Source organism: Limosilactobacillus reuteri subsp. porcinus (assembly GCF_036621895.1).
Classification (GTDB): Bacteria; Bacillota; Bacilli; order Lactobacillales; family Lactobacillaceae; genus Limosilactobacillus; species Limosilactobacillus reuteri_J.
Window position 1 is genome coordinate 23,456 of sequence record NZ_LN887312.1, and the last position, 21,950, is coordinate 45,405.

A 21,950-nucleotide genomic window follows, 5' to 3' on the forward strand; every position below is an offset into this window, starting at 1 on the left:
ATTATCCCTCTTTCGTTATCTCTTCTACTTTTTCTAATAAGACTGTTGCATCGTTAGCTATCTCACCATTTACCACTGCCAGCGTTAATTGCTGAAGAATCTTCCCCATCAATGGTCCCGGTTTTACCCCCGCTTCAGTAATTAATATTCGACCATCAATTGCTAATTCTTTAGCGTTTTTAATTGGTAACTTTTGATAAGCTTTTTGCAATTCTTCATCATCAATTGCCCATCCATATAACTTAGCTACTTGGTTAGCATCATGGAGGGCTGTTTCACCGGTATTAAACATTAGTGTTGGTGTAAGCGCACGTTGACGAATTGCTTGGACTGCTGGAACTACTTTTTTGACCTGCGCAATTAAATCATTTGCTGTTTTCCACTTCTTTAAGAATTTACCAATTTCTTTTTGATCAAGCTGGAGTTGTAAGCTTAAAACTGACCATAATTGAGCCTCATTTTCTAAATGCCATTGGTTAAGGATTAATAAAGCCGATAAAGCAGCTTGCGCATTTTCCAAACCTGGACAATATTGGTACAATCCAGTCGCAATAAAATCTTTTAAGCCCGCTACTGGATTTTGGCCTAGCAATAGTTTTTCTAGTTCAACCCGGATTCGTTCAACTGCAATTTTTTCTAATAATGGTGCATTTTCTTTAATCCCTTTTAATGTTGCAGTATCAATGACAAAATCAAGCTTACTTGCAAAACGCACGGCCCGCATCATCCGTAAAGCATCTTCATGAAAACGTTCATTAGGGTTGCCAACTGCTTTAATAAGATGTTTTTGCAAGTCTTCTAATCCGTCAAACAGATCAATAACTTCCCCATCTTCACGTAAGGCGAGGGCATTAATCGTAAAGTCTCGACGCTGGAGATCTTCACTTAATGAACGAACAAAAGTCACTTTATCAGGACGGCGGTAGTCTTGGTAACCTGACTCGGTTCTAAAAGTAGTTGTTTCATATCCCGTTCCATGGTCGAGAATCATAACTGTACCATGTTCAATTCCGGTATCAACAGTATGGTTAAAAATCGCCTTTATTTCACTAGGGTAAGCACTCGTTGCTATATCTATATCATGAATCTCATCATGCAAGATAGTGTCACGGACACAACCGCCAACAAAATATGCTTCGTAGCCAGCCTCCTCTATTTTTTGTAAGACAGGGCGTGCTGGTTCAAATATAGCTGGTAATTGTTTTATTTTCATTTAATCATGTCCTCATTTTGATAATCAAAGTTGATTATAACAAATTAAGTTACTACTAAAAAGAGACAGGAAGAGTAAAGAACGGCTAAAAGCGTTAACATTTCCTGTCTCATTTAAATTAAAAATTATTTGTAATCTTCATATTGGTCATAAAGATCTTGCATTTCAGTGTCTGTTGGGACTAACCGGAGATAGTGTTCCAATTCATCCATTAACTTATCAGTTTCACCATTTTCGCGGTAGTAATTAATTAGTTCTTTTAAGAATGTTGGATTTTCACTGTATGCCGGCAAAGCAGCTTCATAATATTTTCCGGCTAATTCAAGCTGATCAGTTCGTTGATATGAACGCGCTAGATTCCAATATAATTGTGGATCTGTTTCATCTTCTTTTACCAATGGACTCAGGAGCTTAATATTTGCCTCATCATCGTGTTGGTGAAGCAAGAAATTACTATATTGCAAGGTGATCGTCATATTCTCTGGAGCAAGTTCATGCGCCTTTACCAAGTATTTCTTCATTAACTTTTGATCGCCAAGGTGGCTGGTAATTTCAGCTGCTAGTGAATAGAGGTATTCATTGTATTGATCAACACTGAGCCCTTCTTGGACAACTCGTAACGCCTGCTGATACTTATTTTCCTTTTCATATGCCTTTGCTAGTTCAGGATAAGCAGACGCATATTGGTTATCATCATTGATAAGATCCTCTAAAGTTTTTATTGCCTTTTCCGTATCTCCTAATTGAAGTTGGGTCAGCCCCTTTTGGAAACGAATATCACTAGTCTGATATTCCGGTTTAACCTGATTGAAGTATCCTAAAGCCTTCTTAAACTGACCGCTCTGAGCGTAACAGATACCTAGACGTCCAGCGATATCAACTTTCGCAAAGTCAGTATATCCGTTTTTAATTAGTTGGAAGTAATATTGGATTGCTTCAGAATATTGGCCAACCATAAAGTAAAATTCACCAAGCGCAAATTCAACAGCTGGTTCATCGGGAGCCAACGCGTAAGCTTCTTTTAACTTTTCCTCTGTCACTTCAAATTCTTCTTCAGTCTGATATAAATCCGCGGCAACCAGTAATGATTGAACATAAGCTGGCGAGTCTGGTTTAATCTGGGCTAAGTATGATAAAGCTTCGTCATTATGTCCTTCATCAATCGCAATCGTCGCTAAATTAGTCTTTAATTCATCTTCATCTGGATAACGATCTAATAATTTTAAGTAAATCGTTCGTGCCTGTTGAAGAAAGCCCAATGCATACAATTCCTCCGCAAGGCTAAATAACATATCATCATCATCATTAATTAGTGCGAGTTTAAATGAATTTTGGGCTTCTTTTAACTTTCCTGCTTCTAATTGATCAAGCATTTGTTCTGAGTAGGTCATATTATGCCCTCCTTTTACTATCACTTTTAAATATATCACAATCGATGATTTTAAGCATTGAACAGGCCTTTAAAAAGAAAAGAGACTGGGAAGAGTAATTCTTTCCTAGTCTCTTTTTAACATTTAACTGTTAATTACTTAACAGCGTCCTTTAAAGCTTTACCAGGCTTGAATGCTGGTACCTTGCTTGCAGGAATGTTGATTTCTTCTCCAGTTTGTGGGTTGCGGCCCTTACGTGCAGCACGTTGACGTACTTCGAAGTTACCGAAGCCGATCAATTGAACCTTTTCACCCTTAGCTAAAGATGCTTGAATTGAACTGAAAACAGCATCTACAGCTGCAGTAGCATCCTTCTTGGTTAAGCCAGTTGCAGTAGCAACATTGCTTACTAATTCTGCTTTGTTTGCCATGTTGTTTCACCTCCCACAAATAACGAGAGTGTTAAACTCACGTCTGTGAATGTTAATTTTGAGTGGTCCAAAATTAACGAAATAACTACGAGAAGTTCGTATCATTTCATTGTTAAGATTAGCATAGTGAAAGCCTGCTGACAAGCGGTTTTCTCAACTTCTAGCCGCATTTTTAATGTTTTTTCATTTTACAATGAATTCTTTAACTTTTACTGCCGTTGACGCTTGATTAAATGGATCGGTGTACCAGAAAAGTCAAAGGCCTTCCGAATTTGATTTTCCAAATAACGCTCATAGGAGAAGTGCATTAACTCTGGATCATTAACAAAGATAACAAATGTTGGTGGTTCGGTTGCAACCTGTGTCCCATAGTATACTCGCAAACGCCGACCATTTTGTGTTGGAGTCGGATTGGCAGCAATTGCATCCATTAAAACATCATTTAAGACTGCCGATTGGATCCGTTGACGGTGATGTTGATATACTTCTTCGATCAATCCCGGTAATTGATTTAACCGTTGCTTTGTCTTCGCCGAAACGAAAATAATTGGTGCATAACTGAGGTACTGGAATTCTTGCCGAATCAGATTAGTAAAATCTGTCATCGTTCGGTGGTCTTTTTCTTTTAATGTATCCCACTTATTAACGACGATAATAACCCCACATCCTGCTTCATGAGCATATCCAGCAATGTGCTTATCTAATTCACGAATACCTTCTTCTGCATTTAGGACAACAAGTACAACATCACTATCATCAATTGCCCGCATGGAACGCATTAATGAATAACGCTCAGTGTTCTCATAAATTTTTCCTTTTTTACGAATTCCAGCAGTATCAACCATTGTAAATTTTTGTCCATCCGCTGTTTCAAATTGAGTATTAATGGCATCACGGGTAGTGCCGGCAACGTTAGATACAATTACCCGGTTCTCACCTAAAATTGCGTTAACCAGTGATGATTTCCCCACATTAGGCCGCCCGATAAAGCTGAAGTGAATGGAGTCATCTTCATCATTAGCGGCGTTATCAGGAAATTTTTTAATAACAGCATCCAAAAGGTCACCCATTCCAATGCCGTGAACACTTGAAACTGCATATGGCTCCCCTAAACCAAGAGAATAGTAATCATAAATATCACTCCGCCGTTCTGGATTATCGACTTTATTAACAGCTAGAACTACTGGTTTATTAGAGCGATATAAAATTCGTGCTACTTGCTCATCAGCATCAGTCACTCCGTTCTCTACATCGGCAACGAAGATTATTACATCTGCTTCATCAATAGCAATTTCTGCTTGTTGACGAATCTGTGTCAATAATGGTTGATCTGATATTTCAATCCCACCAGTATCAATCATGCTAAAATGTTTTCCTAACCATTCAGCATGAGCATAAATACGGTCTCGAGTAACTCCAGGAGTATCTTCAACAATTGAAATCCGTTCTCCTGCAATACGATTGAATAATGTTGATTTTCCAACGTTTGGACGACCAACAACTGCTACGATTGGATTTGCCAATCTTTCCACCTTCTTTCATTTTATTTTAAATGATTAAAGAGGGAGTGGGAAAGAAGTCGCTTGCGACTTCGTCTTCCCACCCCCGCAAGGATGGCTAGGCGTTCCAGCCGTTGATTTATCAACGTTCGGAATCCAGCCAGCTACCGCGCTACTGTATAAATACCTTTAAAAAAGTAAAGAGACTGAGTTAATTCCCAGCCTCCCCTTAAAAGATAATTAATTTAAGAAACTAGTTCCGTAGGTCCTTAAGCTTGTCACCAATTAAGTCACCCATTGAGAAGCCACTTTCTTCTTCTGGAGCATTGTTCATGAAGCTCCGGTTGTTATTGTTACGACGTGAACGACGACGACCACGGTAGTTTTCACCGTTGTTATTGTTGTTTTCGTCTTCCTTTGGACGTTCTTCAAGAGCCTTCATTGATAAGCCAAGACGTTGGTGTTCAGGATCAACATTGATTACCTTAACTTGTACTTCTTGACCTGGCTTAAGAACATCTGCAGGTGTAGCAATGTGCTTGTGTGAGATTTGTGAAATGTGAACTAAACCTTCAACACCAGGGAATACTTCAACGAAAGCACCAAAGCTAGTCAAACGCTTAACAGTACCAGTTAATACGCTGTCAACTGGAGCCTTTTCTTCAATATCATCCCATGGTCCTGGTAAAGTTTGCTTAATGGATAATGAAATCCGTTCACGTTCAGGGTCAACGCTTAATACCTTAACCTTAACATCTTGACCAGCAGTCAATACATCAGAAGGCTTGTCAACGTGATCGTATGAAATTTCAGAAACGTGAACTAATCCATCAACGCCGCCAAGGTCAATAAATGCACCGAAGTTGGTCATCCGTGCAACTTTACCTTCAACAACATCACCTGGTTGTAATTCAGCAAATACCTTTTCAGCAGCCTTTTCGTGTTGAGCTTGAATAATTTCCTTGTGTGAAAGAATCAAACGGTTTTCGCTTGGTTCGATTTCAACAATCTTAAATTCAAGTTCTTGACCCTTAAATTGATTAAGGTCTTCAACATAGTGATCAGTAATCATTGAAGCAGGGACGAAGCCACGAACTCCAGCATCAACGACTAATCCACCCTTAACAGCTTGAGTGACTTTGGCGGTAATGTGTTCACCTTCATCAAATTTCTTTTGAATGTCATCCCATACCTTACGGGCTTCAAGACGACGGTGAGAAAGAAGGTAGCTACCATTTTCCTTATCGTTACCGATTTTAGAAATGACAACTAAGTCTAATTCGTCACCTACTTTTACAGCATCATTGATGTCTTCAACTGGCTTGGTTGATAATTCCTTAGCAGGGACGACACCTTCAACCCCTGCATCTTTAATACCAACGATAGCTTGACGATCGTCATCGATTGCCAAAACTTCACCCTTGACAACATCGCCCACCTTAACTTGTTCAATGCTATCAAGCGCTTCTAACATATCGTTTTTATTTTCGTTGTTTTCAGCCATTAAAAAAAATCCTCCTTGCAACAATCAACTCTAAAAGATATTTTACTAAAATTTGTTTCACATTTCCAGTATTTAGGCTAATTCATCTTGTGTTTTTTTAATTATTTTACTGATTTCACTCACAACTTCATCAATTGTCATATTTGTTGTATCTAATTTGATTGCATCGGGTGCTTGTGTAAGAGGTGAAACTTTTCGCGTTGAGTCTTTTTTATCTCTTAATTCAATTGCTTTTTGTAATTCTTCAAGCGACGTTGTATTAATCCCTTTTGCCTGGTTTTCAGCATATCGCCGTCGTGCCCGTTCATAGGCACTCGCTACCATAAATATCTTTACAGGTGCTTGTGGTAAAACAGTTGTACCAATATCCCGTCCATCCATCACGATTCCACCATTTTCAGCAATTTGCCGCTGTTGCTTAGTCATCTCTTCACGAACAGCTGGAACTGCCGCTACAGCAGATACATTTGCCGCTACTTTCGGCAACCGGATATCATGAGTCACCTCTTTGCCATCCAAGAAAACTCTTTGTTCAATTTCACCAGGTTCAAAGTCAATTTTTATTTGCCGAGCAATTTCAGCAACCTTTTTATCATCTTTTGGATCAATGCCCTGATTTAATACTGCTAAAGTAACAGCTCGATACATTGCGCCAGTATCACAATAGACATAATTAAACTTTTTTGCTACTAATTTAGCGACCGTACTCTTTCCTGCTGAGGCCGGACCATCAATTGCTACTTGCAATCCCTTACACATTATTAGTTATTCACTCCTCTATTTTCAATCCAATACACTACTTTATCAGAAAATTGCTGCTAATACTCTATTTTTAACGATAACGGTTTGTATTTTCTGTATTATTATTGTAGCGATTATAGGTTTGGTTATTGTTATAACGCTGCTGATAACTACTGTAGCGATTAGGAGTAGTCCGGTTTTGATACCCATTACCATAACGATAACTACTACTATATCGATAATAGCTACTACTGCTTTGCGGAGCACTATAACTTTGGCTGGTTTGCGTCGAACTTGATCCCTCAATACTTGAAGAAGAGGATTCACTACTACTTACACTAGATTCCTTCTTTGAATGCTCACTAGAGGTACTCGAACTGTGAGATTCTTTTTTTTTACTATTTTCAGAACTAGCAGCTACTTGTTCAGTTCTCACCGGATGATTAAAGGACTGTTTATTATTAATCCAATAAATAAGTGGTGTAGCGGCGAGAACGATAATTAACACGATTAAGATCGTAGTAATCATTGAATTATGCGATCGTTGCTTACGGTGTTCTGTTCGTGATAAATGGCCATCACTATCAAGGTCTTCGTTATCTGTAAACTTTTTATCCCATAATTCATCATTAGCTCGTCGGCTCTCTTTCCGTTCCTCACTCAAAGTAATCATGCCTCCTTATTTTGAGAATTAACATTCTGATTGTATCGCAAACTTTTGATGATTGTCTAGCAACAACATGAAACTTTAACTTTCGGTAATATTTAATAAGGCTTTTAAGCGGTCTTCCCATCCTACTTTATTATTTTCAGAAAGCGGCTGAATTACCGGCAAAATCAGTTTAGTTGCCCAATCTGAAAGCTCATAATCACAACAAAATTCATTTGAACCATCAAATTGCTCACCAAAGTATGTTAAAAGATATTCTCGTTTACAACCATTCTCTTTGATATAAGCAACCATTTCTTGCAATTCTTTTTCGGTTTGAATTTTACGTCGTTCGAACATCGTAATTATTTGCTGCGGTGTAAAAGAATGTTCAAGATAAAACTCAAATAAAGATGCTTGCTCCCCCAAAACACTTGCTGATAACTTACCATTCTTAATCTGCTCTAGGACTGTAACTAGTGGGACATCCACGCTTGTTAATTGCCGTTGAATCATTTCATCCCCATTTGCATATAGAAGAACTGCCAAACTCTGCTTGCCATCACGCCCAGCCCGACCGATTTCCTGTAAATAATTTTCTAAATTACTTGGCAAATGATAATGAATAACGTAACGAATATCATTTTTGTCAATTCCCATCCCAAAGGCACTCGTTGCACAAATTACCTGTAATTCATTATTCATAAATTGATTTTGAATTCGAAATCGTTCAATTGGAGCAACGCCAGCATGATAAGCTGCCACATTTAAATCAGTTTGGTTTTCAAGCCATTCTGCCATCTGAGAAGCCAGCTTACGACTTGCAAAGTAAATAATCCCGGGACCAGTGAATTTTTGAACTAGTTTCAGAAGTTCACCATCCTTTTCCTTTTGAGTAGCGATGGACTTAACAGCTAAAAAAATGTTAGGACGGTCAACAGATTTAATTACCTGATAAGCAGTCGCCATCCCCATTTTTTTCAAAATATCCTGTCGAATACGAGGGGTAGCAGTTGCCGTCAACAGCAATGTTGTCGGCGATCCTAATTGCTGCCGAACTTCCTTTAGCAATAAATATTCAGGACGAAAATCAGGACCCCACTGTGAGATACAATGGGCCTCATCAATAACCATTAACGCAATCTTATTTTTCTTAAGCGCGGTTAAAACTTGCTGGTTATCAAGCATTTCCGGAGAAGTAAATATAAATTTAAATGATTTCAAATTACGGAGAACACTTGCTCGCTCTTTTCCGACAAGCTGGCCGCTTAACATAATGACTCGTTTTTCTCCCTGGTGATGAAGACGGTCAACCTGATCCTGCATTAGTGAAATCAACGGTGAAACAATGAGGATCGTTCCTGGTAATAAATAAGCTGGCAATTGATATAAAAGGGATTTCCCGGCACCAGTGGGAAGAATCGATAAAGTGTCTTTTCCTTCCAGTAAGGCGTTAATTGTCTCTTCTTGGCCTGGACGAAAATCCTCAAAGCCAAAATGATTTTGTAAAACATCTAGAATTTCTTGCTTATTTTTCATTTGTTATTCCTTGAAATATTTGATATAGGCGGTATTCATAAAAACTGGCAATTTGCTCGTCAAATTTCCATGCGGTCGGTTCGCCCTTATAGAATCGACTAAGTTCGTCACGCTTACTTTCTGGCAAAAGGATATCCCAATCTAGCTTGTCAGGAATAAGAATTGCCGCTTCCAAGAGATGCTCCCTAATTGTATTTTCTTTCAACCGTCGCTCTTGAGCAATCAGTTCAATTGGCTCTCCCTGGGTATATAAGTCAAACGTTACTTGGGCACTCCGGTTTAGTGGACTCTCATTGATCAGCGGAAGGAGCAATTGTTGCAGTGGACCAGGAAAATTACGAGCATAAGCGCTAACCGCTAACATCTCGTCATGACGTAAGTACTGGATATCGTCGATTTTTATTTTCAATTCTTGAGCTGCTTGATTAATTGTCCATCCTGATCGCTGATAACCAATCATGACATTAAAAAGGTCTGTTGTCATTCGTGGATCTTCACTTTCCAACGCGTTGCCAAACCGATGGAGATCAGTATAGAGAGTCTTAACCAGATCGTGATGATAATTTTGTCGAAACCACTGCTTCACCGCAACCATTTCACCATATGAAATCGCCAATGGAACATACTTTCTTTGATGATAAGAGAATTCTGATACAACTTGAATAGCTAAAAAAAGTCGTCGGATTATTCGTTGCGTATTGGTTAACCAGTACCAGTCGTAAAACGATGGGATGTAGAAACTCTCTTCTTCGTTTTTTAAAACTTTCGCGCCCTCTTCTGTAAGAATTGCTTGGGATTGATCATCAATCGCTAATAGTTTATCAGCAACAAGTTGATTAATAAGCTGATCATATTCTTGCCGATTCAGTGTTCGATCTGCCCCTAACCATTCTAAGATTCCATATTGTCGCGCCCAAAAGAGGGTTGCGACTGTTCGCCGGCTTCGCAGAGTGTTTTCAATTACACGAATTCGCCGTGGCTGGTGATAGCTAAAAAAGCGCAATAATTTATTCACGGATTTCACCCCCTATATATTTATATACGTAATTTATTTAAAAATTCTACCATAAAAAATAAAAGGCCAAGAAAAATCTCAGCCTCTTAATTTATCTTTTTAGATCATTCTATGCTGATCTAGCCATGAACGTAACCGACCCGCAATAATTGTATATACAATTGTAACAACCAAACCCTTAATAATGTTAAAAGGCAACACACCAATCGCCACTAACTGGGATACTGGTAATGTCGACTTCCAGTTCCAAACCGCCATATATAAAGGCGTAAGGATCCACAAGTTCAACAGAGACATTAAGACAGTCAATATTACTGTTCCCAAAACAATTCCAGTAATCGCTTGTCTTTTCTTACTCCAGTTATGATGACGCCATACCCAGCAGAACGGAAGCAGAAGAGCGAGGGATGAAATGAAATCGCTGGTAACTCCAATTAATTCAGCTGGAGAAAAGCCGTGAATCATTCCATGAATTAAACATTTAATTGCGGCGATAATAATTCCACCAACTGGCCCATAGATATATCCCCCTAGCAAAACAGGGACATCAGAAAAGTCCAGTTTAAGGTAGGGCGCCATCGGCAAAACTGGAAACTCAAAAAACATTAAAATAAATGCTAAGGCACCCAAACATGCTATACCTACCAATCGTTGAATACGTTGATGCGTTACTGTCATTAATAACAACCTCCATTTGAGATTGTCTCCATTTGGCATCCTGTATTAAAAAGCGTTGCTGACTTAACATTTGTTTGTCAGCAACGCAAATAAACCATTTAAAGATTATTTAATACAGAAATCTTCTTTATACCAGACTGTACTGTCGGCTCTGGAATTACACCAGATCAACCATTAACAATGGGTTGCGGGCTGTCACCGCCGGTCGGGAATTTCACCACGCCTTGAAGACAAACGTTTTATATTTTTACAAGTCCTATTCTAATAGGCTTTTATTGTCATGTCAACGTTTATAGTTTGGCTCTTTTTCCGTAAAATCCAAGAAGTTTGCCCCATAGCCGCCCCCCTCAGATCATTTCACAAATCCAATTTTACTTCTTTAGCAACTGCACTTCTTCAGGCTTTAATGCACGGAATTCACCCGGCTGAAGACCATACAAATTTAATGGTCCATATGTTTCACGATGAAGTTTAGTTACCGGATGTCCTACTGCTTTAAACATATTCTTAACTTGATGGTTTCGTCCTTCATGGATTGTTAATTGAACAAGACTTGTCTTCTTGGCACGGTCAACATTCAAGAGCTTCGATTTAGCCGGTTTTGTCTTTCGACCATCGACGACCACCCCTAAACGTAATTGTTTTAACTCATCATTTTTGACGATTCCTTCAACCTTAGCAACATAAGTTTTTTCAACTTCATATTTAGGATGCATCAGTTTATTTGCCAAAGCACCATCATTTGTTAGGAGAAGAATTCCGGTTGTGTCATAGTCTAATCGGCCAACTGGATAAATGCGTTCATCAATATCAGCATCATGAATAATGTCAACGACTGTTCGCCGTCCCTTATCATCATGAGCACTTGAGATAACTCCCCGCGGTTTATTTAGCAAGTAGTAAACGTGTTGTTCATGATGAATTGGAACCCCGTTTACTACAATCTCATCGTGAACGCCAACTTTGGTCCCAAGTTCAGTCACAATCTTGCCATTAACTGCAACTTTCCCTTGAAGGATAAGTTTTTCTGATGCCCGACGAGAAGCTACTCCTGCTTCCGCCATCGCCTTTTGTAATCGTTCCATTAATTATCGTCCTTTCGTTCTTCTCGCGCTTGTAACGCTTCGAGGAAAATATCACCATTAATATTACTCATTTCTAATTCATCTTGATCAGGTAGCGGTGGAAGTTCATCCAAATCGCTTAACCCGAAATAGTTTAAGAAAGCCGGAGTTGTTGAATATAAAAATGGCCGGCCAGGTGCATCCAAGCGTCCATGAGTGTCAACTAAACCACGAACCATTAATTTTTGTAATGATCCTGAACTTTGCACTCCCCGAATATCGTCAATTTCTAGCCGCGTAATTGGTTGCCGGTAAGCAACAATGGCCAATACTTCTAGTAATGCTTTAGTTAATGGCACCGTTAATGGAACTTCAAAGTAATGTTTAATGACCTCTGCTAATTGGGGCTTGGTTGCTAAACGATAGGTCTGATCACTTTCAAGCAAGATAAAAGCAGACGTGGGATCATCTTCATACTTCTTTTTTAGCTCTTGTAATATTGCTAGAACAGCCGGTTTCATAAAACCAGAAATTTTTGCTAAATCGCCTAGGGTAATTCCTTCATCCCCACTAATAAAAAGTAATCCTTCAATCTGCGCTTGGTTGGTTAGTTTCGTATTCGTCACTCTTAGGTCCCTCCGCTAAAATTATTGGTTCAAATAAGCCACCTTGGTTAATAGTAATTGCTTGATGCTTTGCCAGTTCAAGAATTGCTAAAAAAGTTGTGACTAAGCTATCACGAGTATGTAAATTTTCAAATAAGTCTTCAAATCTAACCGGACCATCATGAATAATTTCAATCACGTGGTTCATTTGTTGACCAACGCTTACTTTTTCAGCTGCAACCGTTTCAACTAATGGAGTAGCTAATTGTTGGCGGCGAAGAACTGCTGCAAAAGCTTGTTGCAAATCCGTTAATTTGATGCCCGGCTCCACATGAGACTTTACCATTTCACGAGGAACCTGCATTGCTGGCCGAGTATACTCCTGTTGACGCAGATTTTCTTTATCTTTTAATCGATCTGCCGCTTTTTTATAACGCTGATATTCTAAAAGTTGTTCCACTAATTCCTGCCGGGGATCAATCTCCTCTACTTCTAGTTCATCATCCAATACTGGCGGCGTAGGTAACAGCATCTGACTTTTAATATCCATCAGAGTCGCAGCCATTACAAAATATTCACCCGCGACTTCTAATTGGTGGCTTTGCATCTGGTGAAGGTAATCAAAGTATTGGCTTGTAATTTGTGAAATCTGAATATCATAAATATCCATTTCAGATTGTTTTATTAAATGAAGTAATAAATCTAGTGGCCCTTCAAAGTCATGAACCTTTATGACTGGTTGAAATGGATTTTGTGGTTGCACTTGCTTATTCATTATTTCTCTCCCACATGCTAATTATTGGTTGGGTTGCTAAGGTTCCCATGAGGCGTTTATGAGGATATTGATCGTGAACGCCATCTAATAAGGAAAAAATATTATGCCCCGTTCGTTCGCTTGGCGTAAATGATAGGCGGCGAACCAGTACGTAACAATCTCCCATTTCTAGAATCACAATTCCAATAAAGTGGCTATCATCCATGTCTTTCCACAAAAAGATTGGCCAATCATTAGCAAGTGCCCAGTCCATCTCCTCCATAAAGCGATTATCTTTTCGAAGGTCTTTTACTAAGGACAATAAACCTAGGGCGATTTTTTGGTAATCTTTTCGATAACGAACTAACATCGTATTTTCCTTTCTATGCGCGCGGATGATATTTCATGTAGTTAGCAGATAACTGTTGCGGCGAAACCTGTAAATATGGTTGGAGAGCCTTCATCGCGTTATAACCAAGGATTTCTTGGATTAATTGAACATCGGCGCCATTTTCTATTAAATGAACAGCAAAAGAATAGCGCATGGTTTGAGGAGTAACTTCTTTTGTGATTTTAGCCTCACTGACCCATTCCTTCATTTTTTTCCAAATTCCTTGCCGCGTCAAAGGATAACCATGAGCATTTAAGAACACCCGCGTTTCGTGATCATCTCTGAGCAAACGTGGTCGACCACGGTCTAGGTAACCGGTAAGCCACTTGACTGCTGGTTGACTTAAGGGAATCATCCGCTCACGTTCATTCTTTCCTGTTAGTTGTAGAAGCTTAACGTCGAGATGAAGTGCTGTCAGATCCAAGGCAATTACTTCACTAACCCTCATTCCCGTTGCATCCATAATCTCTAACAACGCTCGATCACGAAGACCAATTGGGGTTGAAACATCCGGGACTGCCAGCAGTTGTTCAATTTCTTTTTCAGTTAAAATTACCGGTGCAGGTGGTTGGTTAAAGGTATACTGGTGATCAATCATTTCCATTGGATTAATGGTTAGGTTATGGTGACGAATCATGTATTTATAAAATTGCCGTAAACTTGAAATCACACGGTTAATTGTTGAATTAGCTTTTCCCTGCTGACGAAGACTATTAAGGAGGTCAATTAGCAAATAGTGGTCCACCTGTTGCCAATCATCAATTCCTCGATCTTCTAAATAAGTCACAGTTTGTTCTAAGTCCCGTTGATAACTCATCAAGGTATTATCGCTTAATTGTCGTTTATCTTTTAAAAAAGCTAAAAACGCAGCCACTTCATTATTCATTAATCTTGATTCTCTTTTACTAGGATTAATTGACCGTTTTCTTGTTTTACTAATTTCTCTTTAAGCAAATGCCCAATAGCACGTTTAAACTGCCCCTTGCTTATTCCAAAGACATCGCGAATGATCGATGGATCCGTCTTATCAGTGTATGGCAAGCGGTGATTTATATCATGTTCTAACATTGTCAAAATCATTTGTGCATCTTCACCAATAGCTTGGTAGGCCCGAGGCTTAAGGGAGAGATTAAGACTACCATGTGATGAAATCCCAATAACCCGCGCTTTAACCCGTTGACCTAATCGCGGTTCTTGGTCTCGTTCACTTGGATGGATGAATCCTAAACGATAATCATCAGTAATCACAAAGGTTCCACTCATCTTAAGGCGGTAAACTGTAGCATAAGTATCATGGTTGAGCAAGCGTTTATCTGGAGCTGCTGAAATAGTTTGATAGATTTGGTCATCTGCTAATTTACCCCATAGACGGTCCTTATCATCAACTTGAAGGGACATTAATAAACGGTCACCTGGTTGTGGCCATAAGTGTTTCAAGCTTGGCAAATCATCTAAAGAGACGACAATATCCTTATTGGGAAGACCGATATCAACAAAAACCCCTAAATCACGACGAACATTAACTACTGTACCATAATCGTAATGGTCAACCTGGATCGTTGGAATGTGCTTACAGGTCATCTGTAGTTGGTGGTCCTCATTTTCATAAACAAAGCCGCGTACCTGTCCACCAATATGTAATTCTTGAGGACTTTCGCTTTTCGGTAATCGATACGTTTGCCCATTACGATCTGGTTGAACAAAATAATCGGTATCATTTTCATCAATCATTACCGCTGTAACAACTTTTCCTAATGCTGAATTCATTTTTATCACTTATCCTTTTTTATTCTATATCGATTTTACACGGTAAAGGCTTATTTTGCTAGTAAGATCAATGATTATCATTGGTATAAAAAAAGACCGGTTACTAATGACCGATCTTTTCGCAGACAATATTATAAAATATTAGTCGATAGTCTTAACACGCATCATGTTAGTTGCACCTGGTACACCCAAAGGAACACCAGCAACGATGATGATCTTGTCGCCCTTCTTAGCAAAGCCAAGTTCAACAGCCTTCTTAGCAGCTAAGTCGAACATTGTATCAGTGTTCTTCATTTCATCAACAACGTATGGTTGAACACCCCAGTTGATCATAAGTCCACGTTCTACACGTTCGTTTGGAGTTAATGCAACGATATCAGCATTAGGACGGTACTTAGAAATCATCTTAGCAGTGTAACCTGAAGCAGTGTAAGCAACAATTGTGTGAATATCTAAGTCTTTAGCTGCGTTAGCAACAGCAGAACCGATAGTTTCAGTTACGTCAGACTTGTCCCAATCGAACTTTTCAGTACCGAATTCCCAAAGGTGGTTTTCAGCCTTGATGTCAATGTCGTTCATCATTGCAACAGATTCAACTGGGTAGTCACCATTAGCACTTTCACCAGAAAGCATAGTAGCATCAGTACCGTCAAATACGGCGTTAGCAACGTCTGATACTTCGGCACGGGTTGGACGTGGGTTTTCTTGCATTGAGTCAAGCATTTGGGTAGCAGTAATAACTGGCTTACCTAATTCGTTACAACGCTTGATCATGTGCTTTTGAACAATTGGCACATTTTGGGCAGGAATTTCAACACCCATGTCACCACGAGGTACCATTAAACCGTCAGAAACAGCAATGATTTCTTCAAAGTTGTCGATACCTTCTTGAGATTCAATTTTAGGGAAAATTTGAACATCTTCCATGTTCTTTTCCTTAAGTAATTCGCGAATGTCAAGAACATCTTGAGCCTTACGAACGAAGGATGCAGCAATGTAGTTGATCTTGTTTTCCAAACCAAAACGAATATCGCTACTGTCCTTTTCAGTAATACCTGGTAAGTTGATTGATACACCAGGGGCGTTAACACCCTTCCGAGAACCAAGAACACCACGGTTTAAGACGTGACATACAAGTTCCTTGTTTGCATCGTCTTTTTCATCAATAACCATGTCAATTAAACCATCATCAAAAAGAACATGGCCACCAACATGAGTATCATCGTATAAGCCTGGGTAGGTAACAGCAATCTTGTCATGAGTACCTTCAATTGAAGGATCCATTGAAATGCGAACCTTGTCGCCAATTTCAAAGTTGATCTTACCTTCTTTTTGAACAGTAGTCCGAATTTCGGCACCCTTAGTATCAAGCATAAGACCAACGTGCTTGCCAGTAATTTCTTCAGCCTTGTGTACGTTTTCGATCCGACCCAAGTGTTCTGGGTGGTCACCGTGTGAGAAGTTGAAACGGAAAATGTTAGCTCCCGCATTGATCAACTTAACGATCGTATCAACATCAGTACTTGCAGGACCAAGTGTACTTACAATCTTGGTTTTCTTCATAAATGAATCTCTCCTTTTGCATCTATAGCATCAATCACAATCTGTAATTGTATGCCTCATTTGCACACTGTTATGATAGCACTTTTCAAATAGCGTGTCTTTATTTTTTATGCAAAAGGTTTTAAAAAAGCGCTATCATTCTAAAATTAGTTGTTTTTTCTAACTGTTATTTAATTTTATAGCTTTCAGTGATTACTATTAAGCTGTTGCAAGACAACGTTTTCTTGGCCAAGAACGGCGACAAGCGCCTTTTTTGCTTTCTGAGAATTTTCTAACCATCGTTTTTGATCAAGTAGGATCTTCTTATCGTTTACTGGATAAAACAACAAGACAGGAATTGAACCATGGTATTCATTAAAAATATTATTTAACTCTCGATGCACCATCTCAGTGTCTAATGACGGTAAGATTCGTAAAACCCATCGTTGACTAGGGCGCTCCTGTTGAACTTTTTTAACATCCTGCAATTGATTAGCAACTAATTGTAGGCCTCGTCCCTCCCGATATTCTACTCGACCTCTGACAATTAAGATCTTATTTGTTTCTAGTTGCTCTTTGAACTGCTGATATTGTTTAGGAAAGACAGTAATCTCAACTGCTCCGGTCTCATCTGTTCCATTAACAAAGGCCATTTCCCGATGTTCACGTTTAGTATAAATAGTCTTAACGTGATTTGTAAGGACAATTATTGTCGCTTCTGAATTCGGATATAAATCATCAATTTTAGTTGCATGGAGCTGCTGTCCTAATTGATAATATTGAGTAACCGGGTGGCCAGAAAGATATACTCCTAAGTATTCATTCTCCTTCGTTAAACGGGTCAACAGAGGGAATTCGTTTCGTTGGTCGATTGCCGTTTGGAGCGTAGGATCGTCAAAATTAGCAAAACCGGCAAACAACTCAATCCCGGAAATTAATTTAGGAAGGGCATCAATCATCTCGGCTCGATTGTACCCCATATTATCAAAGGCCCCACTATAGATTAATGGTTCGATTAATTCCTGCTTTTGCCAACGTTCTGGAATGCGGGTAATAAAATTACGAAGATCTGTAAATTTGCCATTTTCCTGCCGTTCTTCAAGAATTGCGGCGACAAAATCACGACGTACTCCTTTAATAGCAGAAAAGCCAAAGTAAACTGTCCCATCATGTAATAGAAAACTACTCTCACTTATATTGATTCGCGGGCCACTAATCTTGACGCCAAATTGCTTTGTATCCCCCACATGACGCTTCAATTTCTCAATATTAGTTTCTGCATTCATTAGGGCTGTAAAAAAAGCTGCAGGGTAATGAACTTTCAAATATGCCATCTCAAACGCCATCATAGAATAAGCAACTGCATGCGAACGATTGAACCCATAATTAGCAAAGCGATCAATATATTCAAATACCTGGTGAGCGACTTGTGCTGAATAGCCGTGTTCTGTTGCGCCGGCAATAAACTTTGTCCGCATATCCTCCATTGTGGCCTTTTTCTTCTTACTCATTGCCCGGCGTAAAAGATCCGCTTCTCCTAAGGTAAAACCTGCCATTACAGAAGCCAACTGCATTACCTGCTCTTGATAGACCAAAATACCGTAAGTTGGTCCCAGAATTTTTTCAAGTGAAGGAGCAGGATAAGTAATTTTCTCTTTTCCGGCTTTGCGGGCGGTAAAATGAGGAATATTTTCCATTGGGCCCGGACGATAAAGTGCATTCACTGCCACAATATCTTCAAAATTCGTTGGGTGAAGATTGACCAATACATTTCTGATCCCATTTGATTCAAATTGAAAAATCCCTTCAGTTTTTCCTCGCTGGAACAGTTGAAGAGTTAACGGATCATTAAAGTTAATTTTTTGCAAATCAAAATTAGGGTCTTCTTGCCGAATCATTTGAAGGGTGTTATCCATGATTGAAAGGTTCTTCAATCCCAAGAAATCCATTTTTAATAGCCCCAGCGCTTCTACTGTGTCTTTGGCAAGCTGCGTCATTAATAAGCCATCACTACCATCTTGTAATGGCACAACTTCATGTAATGGCTGCTCAGAAAGGACAATGCCTGCCGCGTGAATTGAATAATGACGCGGCAATCCCTCTAATTGCTGTGCAACTTGAATCAGCAAACGAAATTTAGGATTATCGTCAAGAAGGTTTTTTAATTGTTGCGACTCATTTAATGCATCTTTGAGTGTCACGTAAAGGCCATGCGGTAATGCATCGATTAACCTTTGTATATCGTAACGGGGTAAGTTAAAGACCCGACTCACATCACGAACGACCTGTTTAGCAGCCAAGGTCCCAAAAGTAATAATTTGGGCTACGCGTTGGTGACCATATTTTTGATGCACATACTGCAAGACTTCATCACGCCGATTATCAGGAATATCTAAGTCAATATCGGGCATTTGAGCTCGTTCTGGATTCAGAAAGCGTTCAAATAATAAGTCATATTGCAAAGGATCAACCTCTGTAATAGCTAAAGCATAGGCAACTAATGATCCCGCAGCTGATCCCCGTCCAGGGTCGGTCGTAATCTTTTGCTGGTGAGCAAAATTCATTACATCCCATACAATTAAGAAATAATCATCAAAGCCCATTTCATGAATTACTTTTAATTCCATCGCTAAACGTTCTTGGTACTGTTGAATAGTTTTTCCTGGTGCAACTCGCCTTTTTTTCAATCCTTGAATACATAGGGAACGTAAATATTGTTGCGATGATACCCCTGCTTGATTTTTAAAATGAGGAAGGACCGGGGCCCTAAATTGAAGTTCAACGTTGCACAGGGCTGCTACTTCAACTGTCTTTTGTGCGGCTGCACTAAGCCCCTTTGCCTTGTAATCTTGGACAACCTGTTCTTTCAAATGGAGATAATGTTGTCCTCTTCGCCCCGCTTCTATCGTCGGATCTTTTAACTCAACGCCGGCATCAATTGCTTGTAAAACCCGACTAGCAAAAAGGTCATTAGCATTTAAATAATCAACTGGAGACGTCCCTACTAATGGCAAAGATAATTGTTTTGATAATTGTTGCAAGGTATCTATTTGAACGTCATCTAACCGCGAATTTACTCCTAACAGAACGCTATCATCATCCCCCAGATTAGCAAGCTCAGTTAAAATTGATGTTGGCTGAGCAAGCACACTAAAAACCGTACTTTGAGGAGGAATAATTATAAATAAATCATCCAATAAAGGACTAATTTGCGCAACCGTTAAAGGTACTTTTTTATCTTTTCGTGTTTGCTGAAGCGTCGATAGGTCCATCAGATGCTGATACCCTCGTTGATTCTTAGCTAGAAATACTAAATCTAGCTTGGTACCATCCGTCTCATTTAATGCAACTACCAGCCGCAAGCCGAGGATGGGTTTAATTCCTGCTTTTTTAGCTGCATTATAAAATTCGACAGCCCCATATAAAACATTTTCGTCTGTTAACGCTAATGCCTTATACCCTCGTTCCTTAGCCGTTGTAACTAGGTCAGAAATCCGGGTTGGACTTTTTAGCAAACTATAACTACTCTTAACATCTAAGGGCGTAAAATCCACTTCATTTCACCTCTCAATAAAATTATATCAAATCAAACTAAATAGAGAAATTAACCCAGCCCTTTCAAAAGCATTAATAAATATGCTAGAATATGGTATGACTTCAAAGGGGATGACCAACATGAACTTTTTATCAAAGAATATCGTGGCTGGTATTTGGGCACTTATTCTGGGTGAGGTCCTAGCTTACATCACAAGTCAACTAGAATCGATGACACCAGACTACACCCTTGTCGGCTGGTGTTCTGTAATTATGGGATTAGTCGTTATCAATTGTGTGGATAAAATTACCGCAGATGCAAATCCTAGCAAAAATGAAGATTAATTAAAAAGGATTGAGTCCAAAATGGCTCGATCCTTTTTAATTTATTTATCTTCTTCCGCAGTCAACCGCACAATCTCAAGCAGGGTGTCCAATGCGCGTTCCATTGTTTGCAGTGATACATATTCAAAACGCGAATGCATATTTTCTCCACCAGCAAAAAGATTAGGAGTTGGTAAGCCCTTATAAGAAATTGTTGAACCATCCGTCCCGCCACGAACTGGATAGATATCAGGTTTAATGTCTAGATTTTCCATAGCTTTCTTCGCAATTTCAACAACTTCCATGTGATCTTTAAGCGCATCTTTTAAGTTGTAGTATTGGTCATAAAGATTCATCGTTACTAGGCCTGCACCAAGTTCATCATTTAGGCCAGCAACAACCCGTTCGAGTAAATGCTTCCGTTCAATAAATGTTTGCTTATCATGATCACGAATTAAATATGTCATTGAAGCATGATCAACAGTTCCATCAAACTTGTATAAGTGATAGAATCCTTGCCGTCCATCTGTTCGTTCAGCTCGATCATGTGCTGGCAAGCTATTCTGCAAGTCAATTGCAACCTGAATAGCATTGATCATTGTTCCCTTAGCAACCCCAGTGTGAACATCTTTTCCTTGAATCTCAATTTCTGCCTGAGCTGCATTAAATGTTTCATATTCCAATTCGCCAAGTGGACCACCATCAACCGTATAGGCAAAATCAGCCCCAAAATCCTTAACATCAAAATGATCAGCCCCGGTGCCGATTTCCTCATCAGGTCCTAAACCAATCTTAATTGTTCCGTGCTTGATTTCAGGATGAGCCATCAGGTAAGCAGCCATTGTAACAATCTCCGCTACTCCTGACTTGTCATCAGCCCCAAGCAAAGTAGACCCATCAGTAGTAATTAAAGTATTGTCCTGATATTTTTTCAATGATGGAAATTCAGTAGTAGTTAAGACATATTGGCCATCTTTATCAAGCTTAATATCTGACTTGCCATCGTAATCTTTGACAATCTGTGGATTAACATTATGAGCATTAAAATCTGCAGTGTCGATATGGGCAATGAAGCCAACCGTTGGCACATCCTTATCAATATTACTTGGAATTGTGGCTACCAAATATGAACTTTGTGGATTAATATGAACATCACTCAACCCTAAAGATATCAATTCAGCTTTTAATTCATTTAAAAATGCAGTTTCTTTAGGATCAGAAGGAATTGTTTTTGAATCTGGATTTGACCTTGTTTCAGTTTTAACATACTTCAAAAAACGTGGTAATAACCCCTCATACTTTTCCTCACTCATGATTAGCATCTCCTTAT

General features: G+C 39.2%; 20 protein-coding genes and 1 riboswitch. Of the genes, 1 reads left to right on the forward strand and 19 read right to left on the reverse strand.

The window, feature by feature from the left end; all coding sequences use genetic code 11:
* Position 1: 1 nt before the first annotated feature.
* The 18 genes from AACL61_RS00485 to dnaE form a co-directional block, all read right to left on the reverse strand.
* Positions 2-1,213 carry a CCA tRNA nucleotidyltransferase gene (locus AACL61_RS00485; RefSeq protein ID WP_339110823.1) on the reverse strand — a complete coding sequence of 404 codons (1,212 nt, stop codon included), beginning with the start codon at positions 1,211-1,213 and terminating at the stop codon, positions 2-4.
* Between the two features lie 125 nt (positions 1,214-1,338).
* On the reverse strand, positions 1,339-2,604 hold the full coding sequence (locus tag AACL61_RS00490; RefSeq protein ID WP_339110824.1) for a tetratricopeptide repeat protein: 1,266 nt from the start codon (positions 2,602-2,604) through the stop codon (positions 1,339-1,341).
* Positions 2,605-2,738: 134 nt separating this feature from the next.
* On the reverse strand, positions 2,739-3,014 hold the full coding sequence (locus tag AACL61_RS00495; protein ID WP_003666054.1) for an HU family DNA-binding protein: 276 nt from the start codon (positions 3,012-3,014) through the stop codon (positions 2,739-2,741).
* Positions 3,015-3,223: 209 nt separating this feature from the next.
* Positions 3,224-4,537 (reverse strand): ribosome biogenesis GTPase Der, encoded by a 1,314-nt coding sequence (gene der, locus AACL61_RS00500; RefSeq protein WP_339110825.1) that lies wholly within the window; start codon positions 4,535-4,537, stop codon positions 3,224-3,226.
* Between the two features lie 229 nt (positions 4,538-4,766).
* Positions 4,767-6,017 carry a 30S ribosomal protein S1 gene (gene rpsA, locus AACL61_RS00505; RefSeq protein ID WP_003666049.1) on the reverse strand — a complete coding sequence of 417 codons (1,251 nt, stop codon included), beginning with the start codon at positions 6,015-6,017 and terminating at the stop codon, positions 4,767-4,769.
* A 72-nt stretch (positions 6,018-6,089) separates the two neighbouring features.
* Positions 6,090-6,776: a (d)CMP kinase gene (gene cmk, locus AACL61_RS00510; RefSeq protein ID WP_003668107.1), complete on the reverse strand. Its 687-nt coding sequence runs from the start codon at positions 6,774-6,776 to the stop codon at positions 6,090-6,092.
* Between the two features lie 73 nt (positions 6,777-6,849).
* Positions 6,850-7,422 carry a peptidoglycan-binding protein LysM gene (locus AACL61_RS00515; protein WP_102816119.1) on the reverse strand — a complete coding sequence of 191 codons (573 nt, stop codon included), beginning with the start codon at positions 7,420-7,422 and terminating at the stop codon, positions 6,850-6,852.
* 84 nt (positions 7,423-7,506) lie between these two features.
* Positions 7,507-8,946: a RecQ family ATP-dependent DNA helicase gene (locus tag AACL61_RS00520; protein WP_339110826.1), complete on the reverse strand. Its 1,440-nt coding sequence runs from the start codon at positions 8,944-8,946 to the stop codon at positions 7,507-7,509.
* Positions 8,936-9,961 carry a helix-turn-helix domain-containing protein gene (locus AACL61_RS00525; RefSeq protein WP_102816117.1) on the reverse strand — a complete coding sequence of 342 codons (1,026 nt, stop codon included), beginning with the start codon at positions 9,959-9,961 and terminating at the stop codon, positions 8,936-8,938. The genes AACL61_RS00520 and AACL61_RS00525 overlap by 11 nt, the downstream gene beginning before the upstream one ends.
* A 99-nt stretch (positions 9,962-10,060) precedes the next feature.
* On the reverse strand, positions 10,061-10,639 hold the full coding sequence (locus AACL61_RS00530) for an ECF transporter S component (protein ID WP_165928984.1): 579 nt from the start codon (positions 10,637-10,639) through the stop codon (positions 10,061-10,063).
* A gap of 116 nt (positions 10,640-10,755) precedes the next feature.
* A riboswitch (FMN riboswitch) is annotated at positions 10,756-10,875 on the reverse strand.
* Between the two features lie 135 nt (positions 10,876-11,010).
* Positions 11,011-11,724: a pseudouridine synthase gene (locus AACL61_RS00535; protein WP_102816115.1), complete on the reverse strand. Its 714-nt coding sequence runs from the start codon at positions 11,722-11,724 to the stop codon at positions 11,011-11,013.
* Entirely contained in the window at positions 11,724-12,329 is a 606-nt protein-coding gene (scpB, locus tag AACL61_RS00540) for an SMC-Scp complex subunit ScpB (protein WP_003674249.1), read from the reverse strand. The genes AACL61_RS00535 and scpB overlap by 1 nt, the downstream gene beginning before the upstream one ends.
* Complete coding sequence (locus tag AACL61_RS00545; RefSeq protein ID WP_339110827.1) at positions 12,292-13,083, reverse strand: segregation and condensation protein A; 792 nt, start codon at positions 13,081-13,083, stop codon at positions 12,292-12,294. Before AACL61_RS00545 ends, scpB begins: the two co-directional genes overlap by 38 nt.
* Positions 13,076-13,432, reverse strand: coding sequence for a reductase (locus AACL61_RS00550; protein WP_102816113.1), 357 nt, complete (start codon positions 13,430-13,432; stop codon positions 13,076-13,078). The genes AACL61_RS00545 and AACL61_RS00550 overlap by 8 nt, the downstream gene beginning before the upstream one ends.
* Before the next feature lie 13 nt (positions 13,433-13,445).
* Positions 13,446-14,339 (reverse strand): tyrosine-type recombinase/integrase, encoded by an 894-nt coding sequence (locus AACL61_RS00555; protein WP_102816112.1) that lies wholly within the window; start codon positions 14,337-14,339, stop codon positions 13,446-13,448.
* Complete coding sequence (locus AACL61_RS00560) at positions 14,339-15,220, reverse strand: CvfB family protein (RefSeq protein WP_035157754.1); 882 nt, start codon at positions 15,218-15,220, stop codon at positions 14,339-14,341. Before AACL61_RS00560 ends, AACL61_RS00555 begins: the two co-directional genes overlap by 1 nt.
* Positions 15,221-15,361: 141 nt before the next feature.
* Entirely contained in the window at positions 15,362-16,783 is a 1,422-nt protein-coding gene (gene pyk / locus AACL61_RS00565; protein WP_102816111.1) for a pyruvate kinase, read from the reverse strand.
* A gap of 185 nt (positions 16,784-16,968) precedes the next feature.
* Positions 16,969-20,316 (reverse strand): DNA polymerase III subunit alpha, encoded by a 3,348-nt coding sequence (gene dnaE / locus AACL61_RS00570; protein WP_339110828.1) that lies wholly within the window; start codon positions 20,314-20,316, stop codon positions 16,969-16,971.
* 82 nt (positions 20,317-20,398) lie between these two features.
* Between dnaE and AACL61_RS00575 the strand changes: the two genes are divergently transcribed.
* Positions 20,399-20,641, forward strand: coding sequence for a YjzD family protein (locus AACL61_RS00575; protein ID WP_019253448.1), 243 nt, complete (start codon positions 20,399-20,401; stop codon positions 20,639-20,641).
* A 41-nt stretch (positions 20,642-20,682) separates the two neighbouring features.
* Here AACL61_RS00575 and pepT read toward each other — a convergent pair whose 3' ends face one another.
* Positions 20,683-21,933: a peptidase T gene (gene pepT, locus AACL61_RS00580; RefSeq protein WP_102816109.1), complete on the reverse strand. Its 1,251-nt coding sequence runs from the start codon at positions 21,931-21,933 to the stop codon at positions 20,683-20,685.
* Positions 21,934-21,950 lie beyond the last annotated feature (17 nt).

Bases quoted from the DNA above. Each gene is read 5' to 3' on its own strand.
- AACL61_RS00555 (WP_102816112.1), bottom strand. From the start codon at position 14,339: ATGAATAATGAAGTGGCTGCGTTTTTAGCTTTTTTAAAAGATAAACGA.
- AACL61_RS00490 (WP_339110824.1), bottom strand. From the start codon at position 2,604: ATGACCTACTCAGAACAAATGCTTGATCAATTAGAAGCAGGAAAGTTA.
- AACL61_RS00485 (WP_339110823.1), bottom strand. From the start codon at position 1,213: ATGAAAATAAAACAATTACCAGCTATATTTGAACCAGCACGCCCTGTC.
- AACL61_RS00530 (WP_165928984.1), bottom strand. From the start codon at position 10,639: ATGACAGTAACGCATCAACGTATTCAACGATTGGTAGGTATAGCATGT.
- AACL61_RS00560 (WP_035157754.1), bottom strand. From the start codon at position 15,220: ATGAATTCAGCATTAGGAAAAGTTGTTACAGCGGTAATGATTGATGAA.
- AACL61_RS00520 (WP_339110826.1), bottom strand. From the start codon at position 8,946: ATGAAAAATAAGCAAGAAATTCTAGATGTTTTACAAAATCATTTTGGC.
- AACL61_RS00550 (WP_102816113.1), bottom strand. From the start codon at position 13,432: ATGTTAGTTCGTTATCGAAAAGATTACCAAAAAATCGCCCTAGGTTTA.
- cmk (WP_003668107.1), bottom strand. From the start codon at position 6,776: ATGTGTAAGGGATTGCAAGTAGCAATTGATGGTCCGGCCTCAGCAGGA.
- AACL61_RS00545 (WP_339110827.1), bottom strand. From the start codon at position 13,083: ATGAATAAGCAAGTGCAACCACAAAATCCATTTCAACCAGTCATAAAG.
- AACL61_RS00495 (WP_003666054.1), bottom strand. From the start codon at position 3,014: ATGGCAAACAAAGCAGAATTAGTAAGCAATGTTGCTACTGCAACTGGC.
- AACL61_RS00535 (WP_102816115.1), bottom strand. From the start codon at position 11,724: ATGGAACGATTACAAAAGGCGATGGCGGAAGCAGGAGTAGCTTCTCGT.
- pyk (WP_102816111.1), bottom strand. From the start codon at position 16,783: ATGAAGAAAACCAAGATTGTAAGTACACTTGGTCCTGCAAGTACTGAT.
- rpsA (WP_003666049.1), bottom strand. From the start codon at position 6,017: ATGGCTGAAAACAACGAAAATAAAAACGATATGTTAGAAGCGCTTGAT.
- pepT (WP_102816109.1), bottom strand. From the start codon at position 21,933: ATGAGTGAGGAAAAGTATGAGGGGTTATTACCACGTTTTTTGAAGTAT.
- AACL61_RS00575 (WP_019253448.1), top strand. From the start codon at position 20,399: ATGCTAGAATATGGTATGACTTCAAAGGGGATGACCAACATGAACTTT.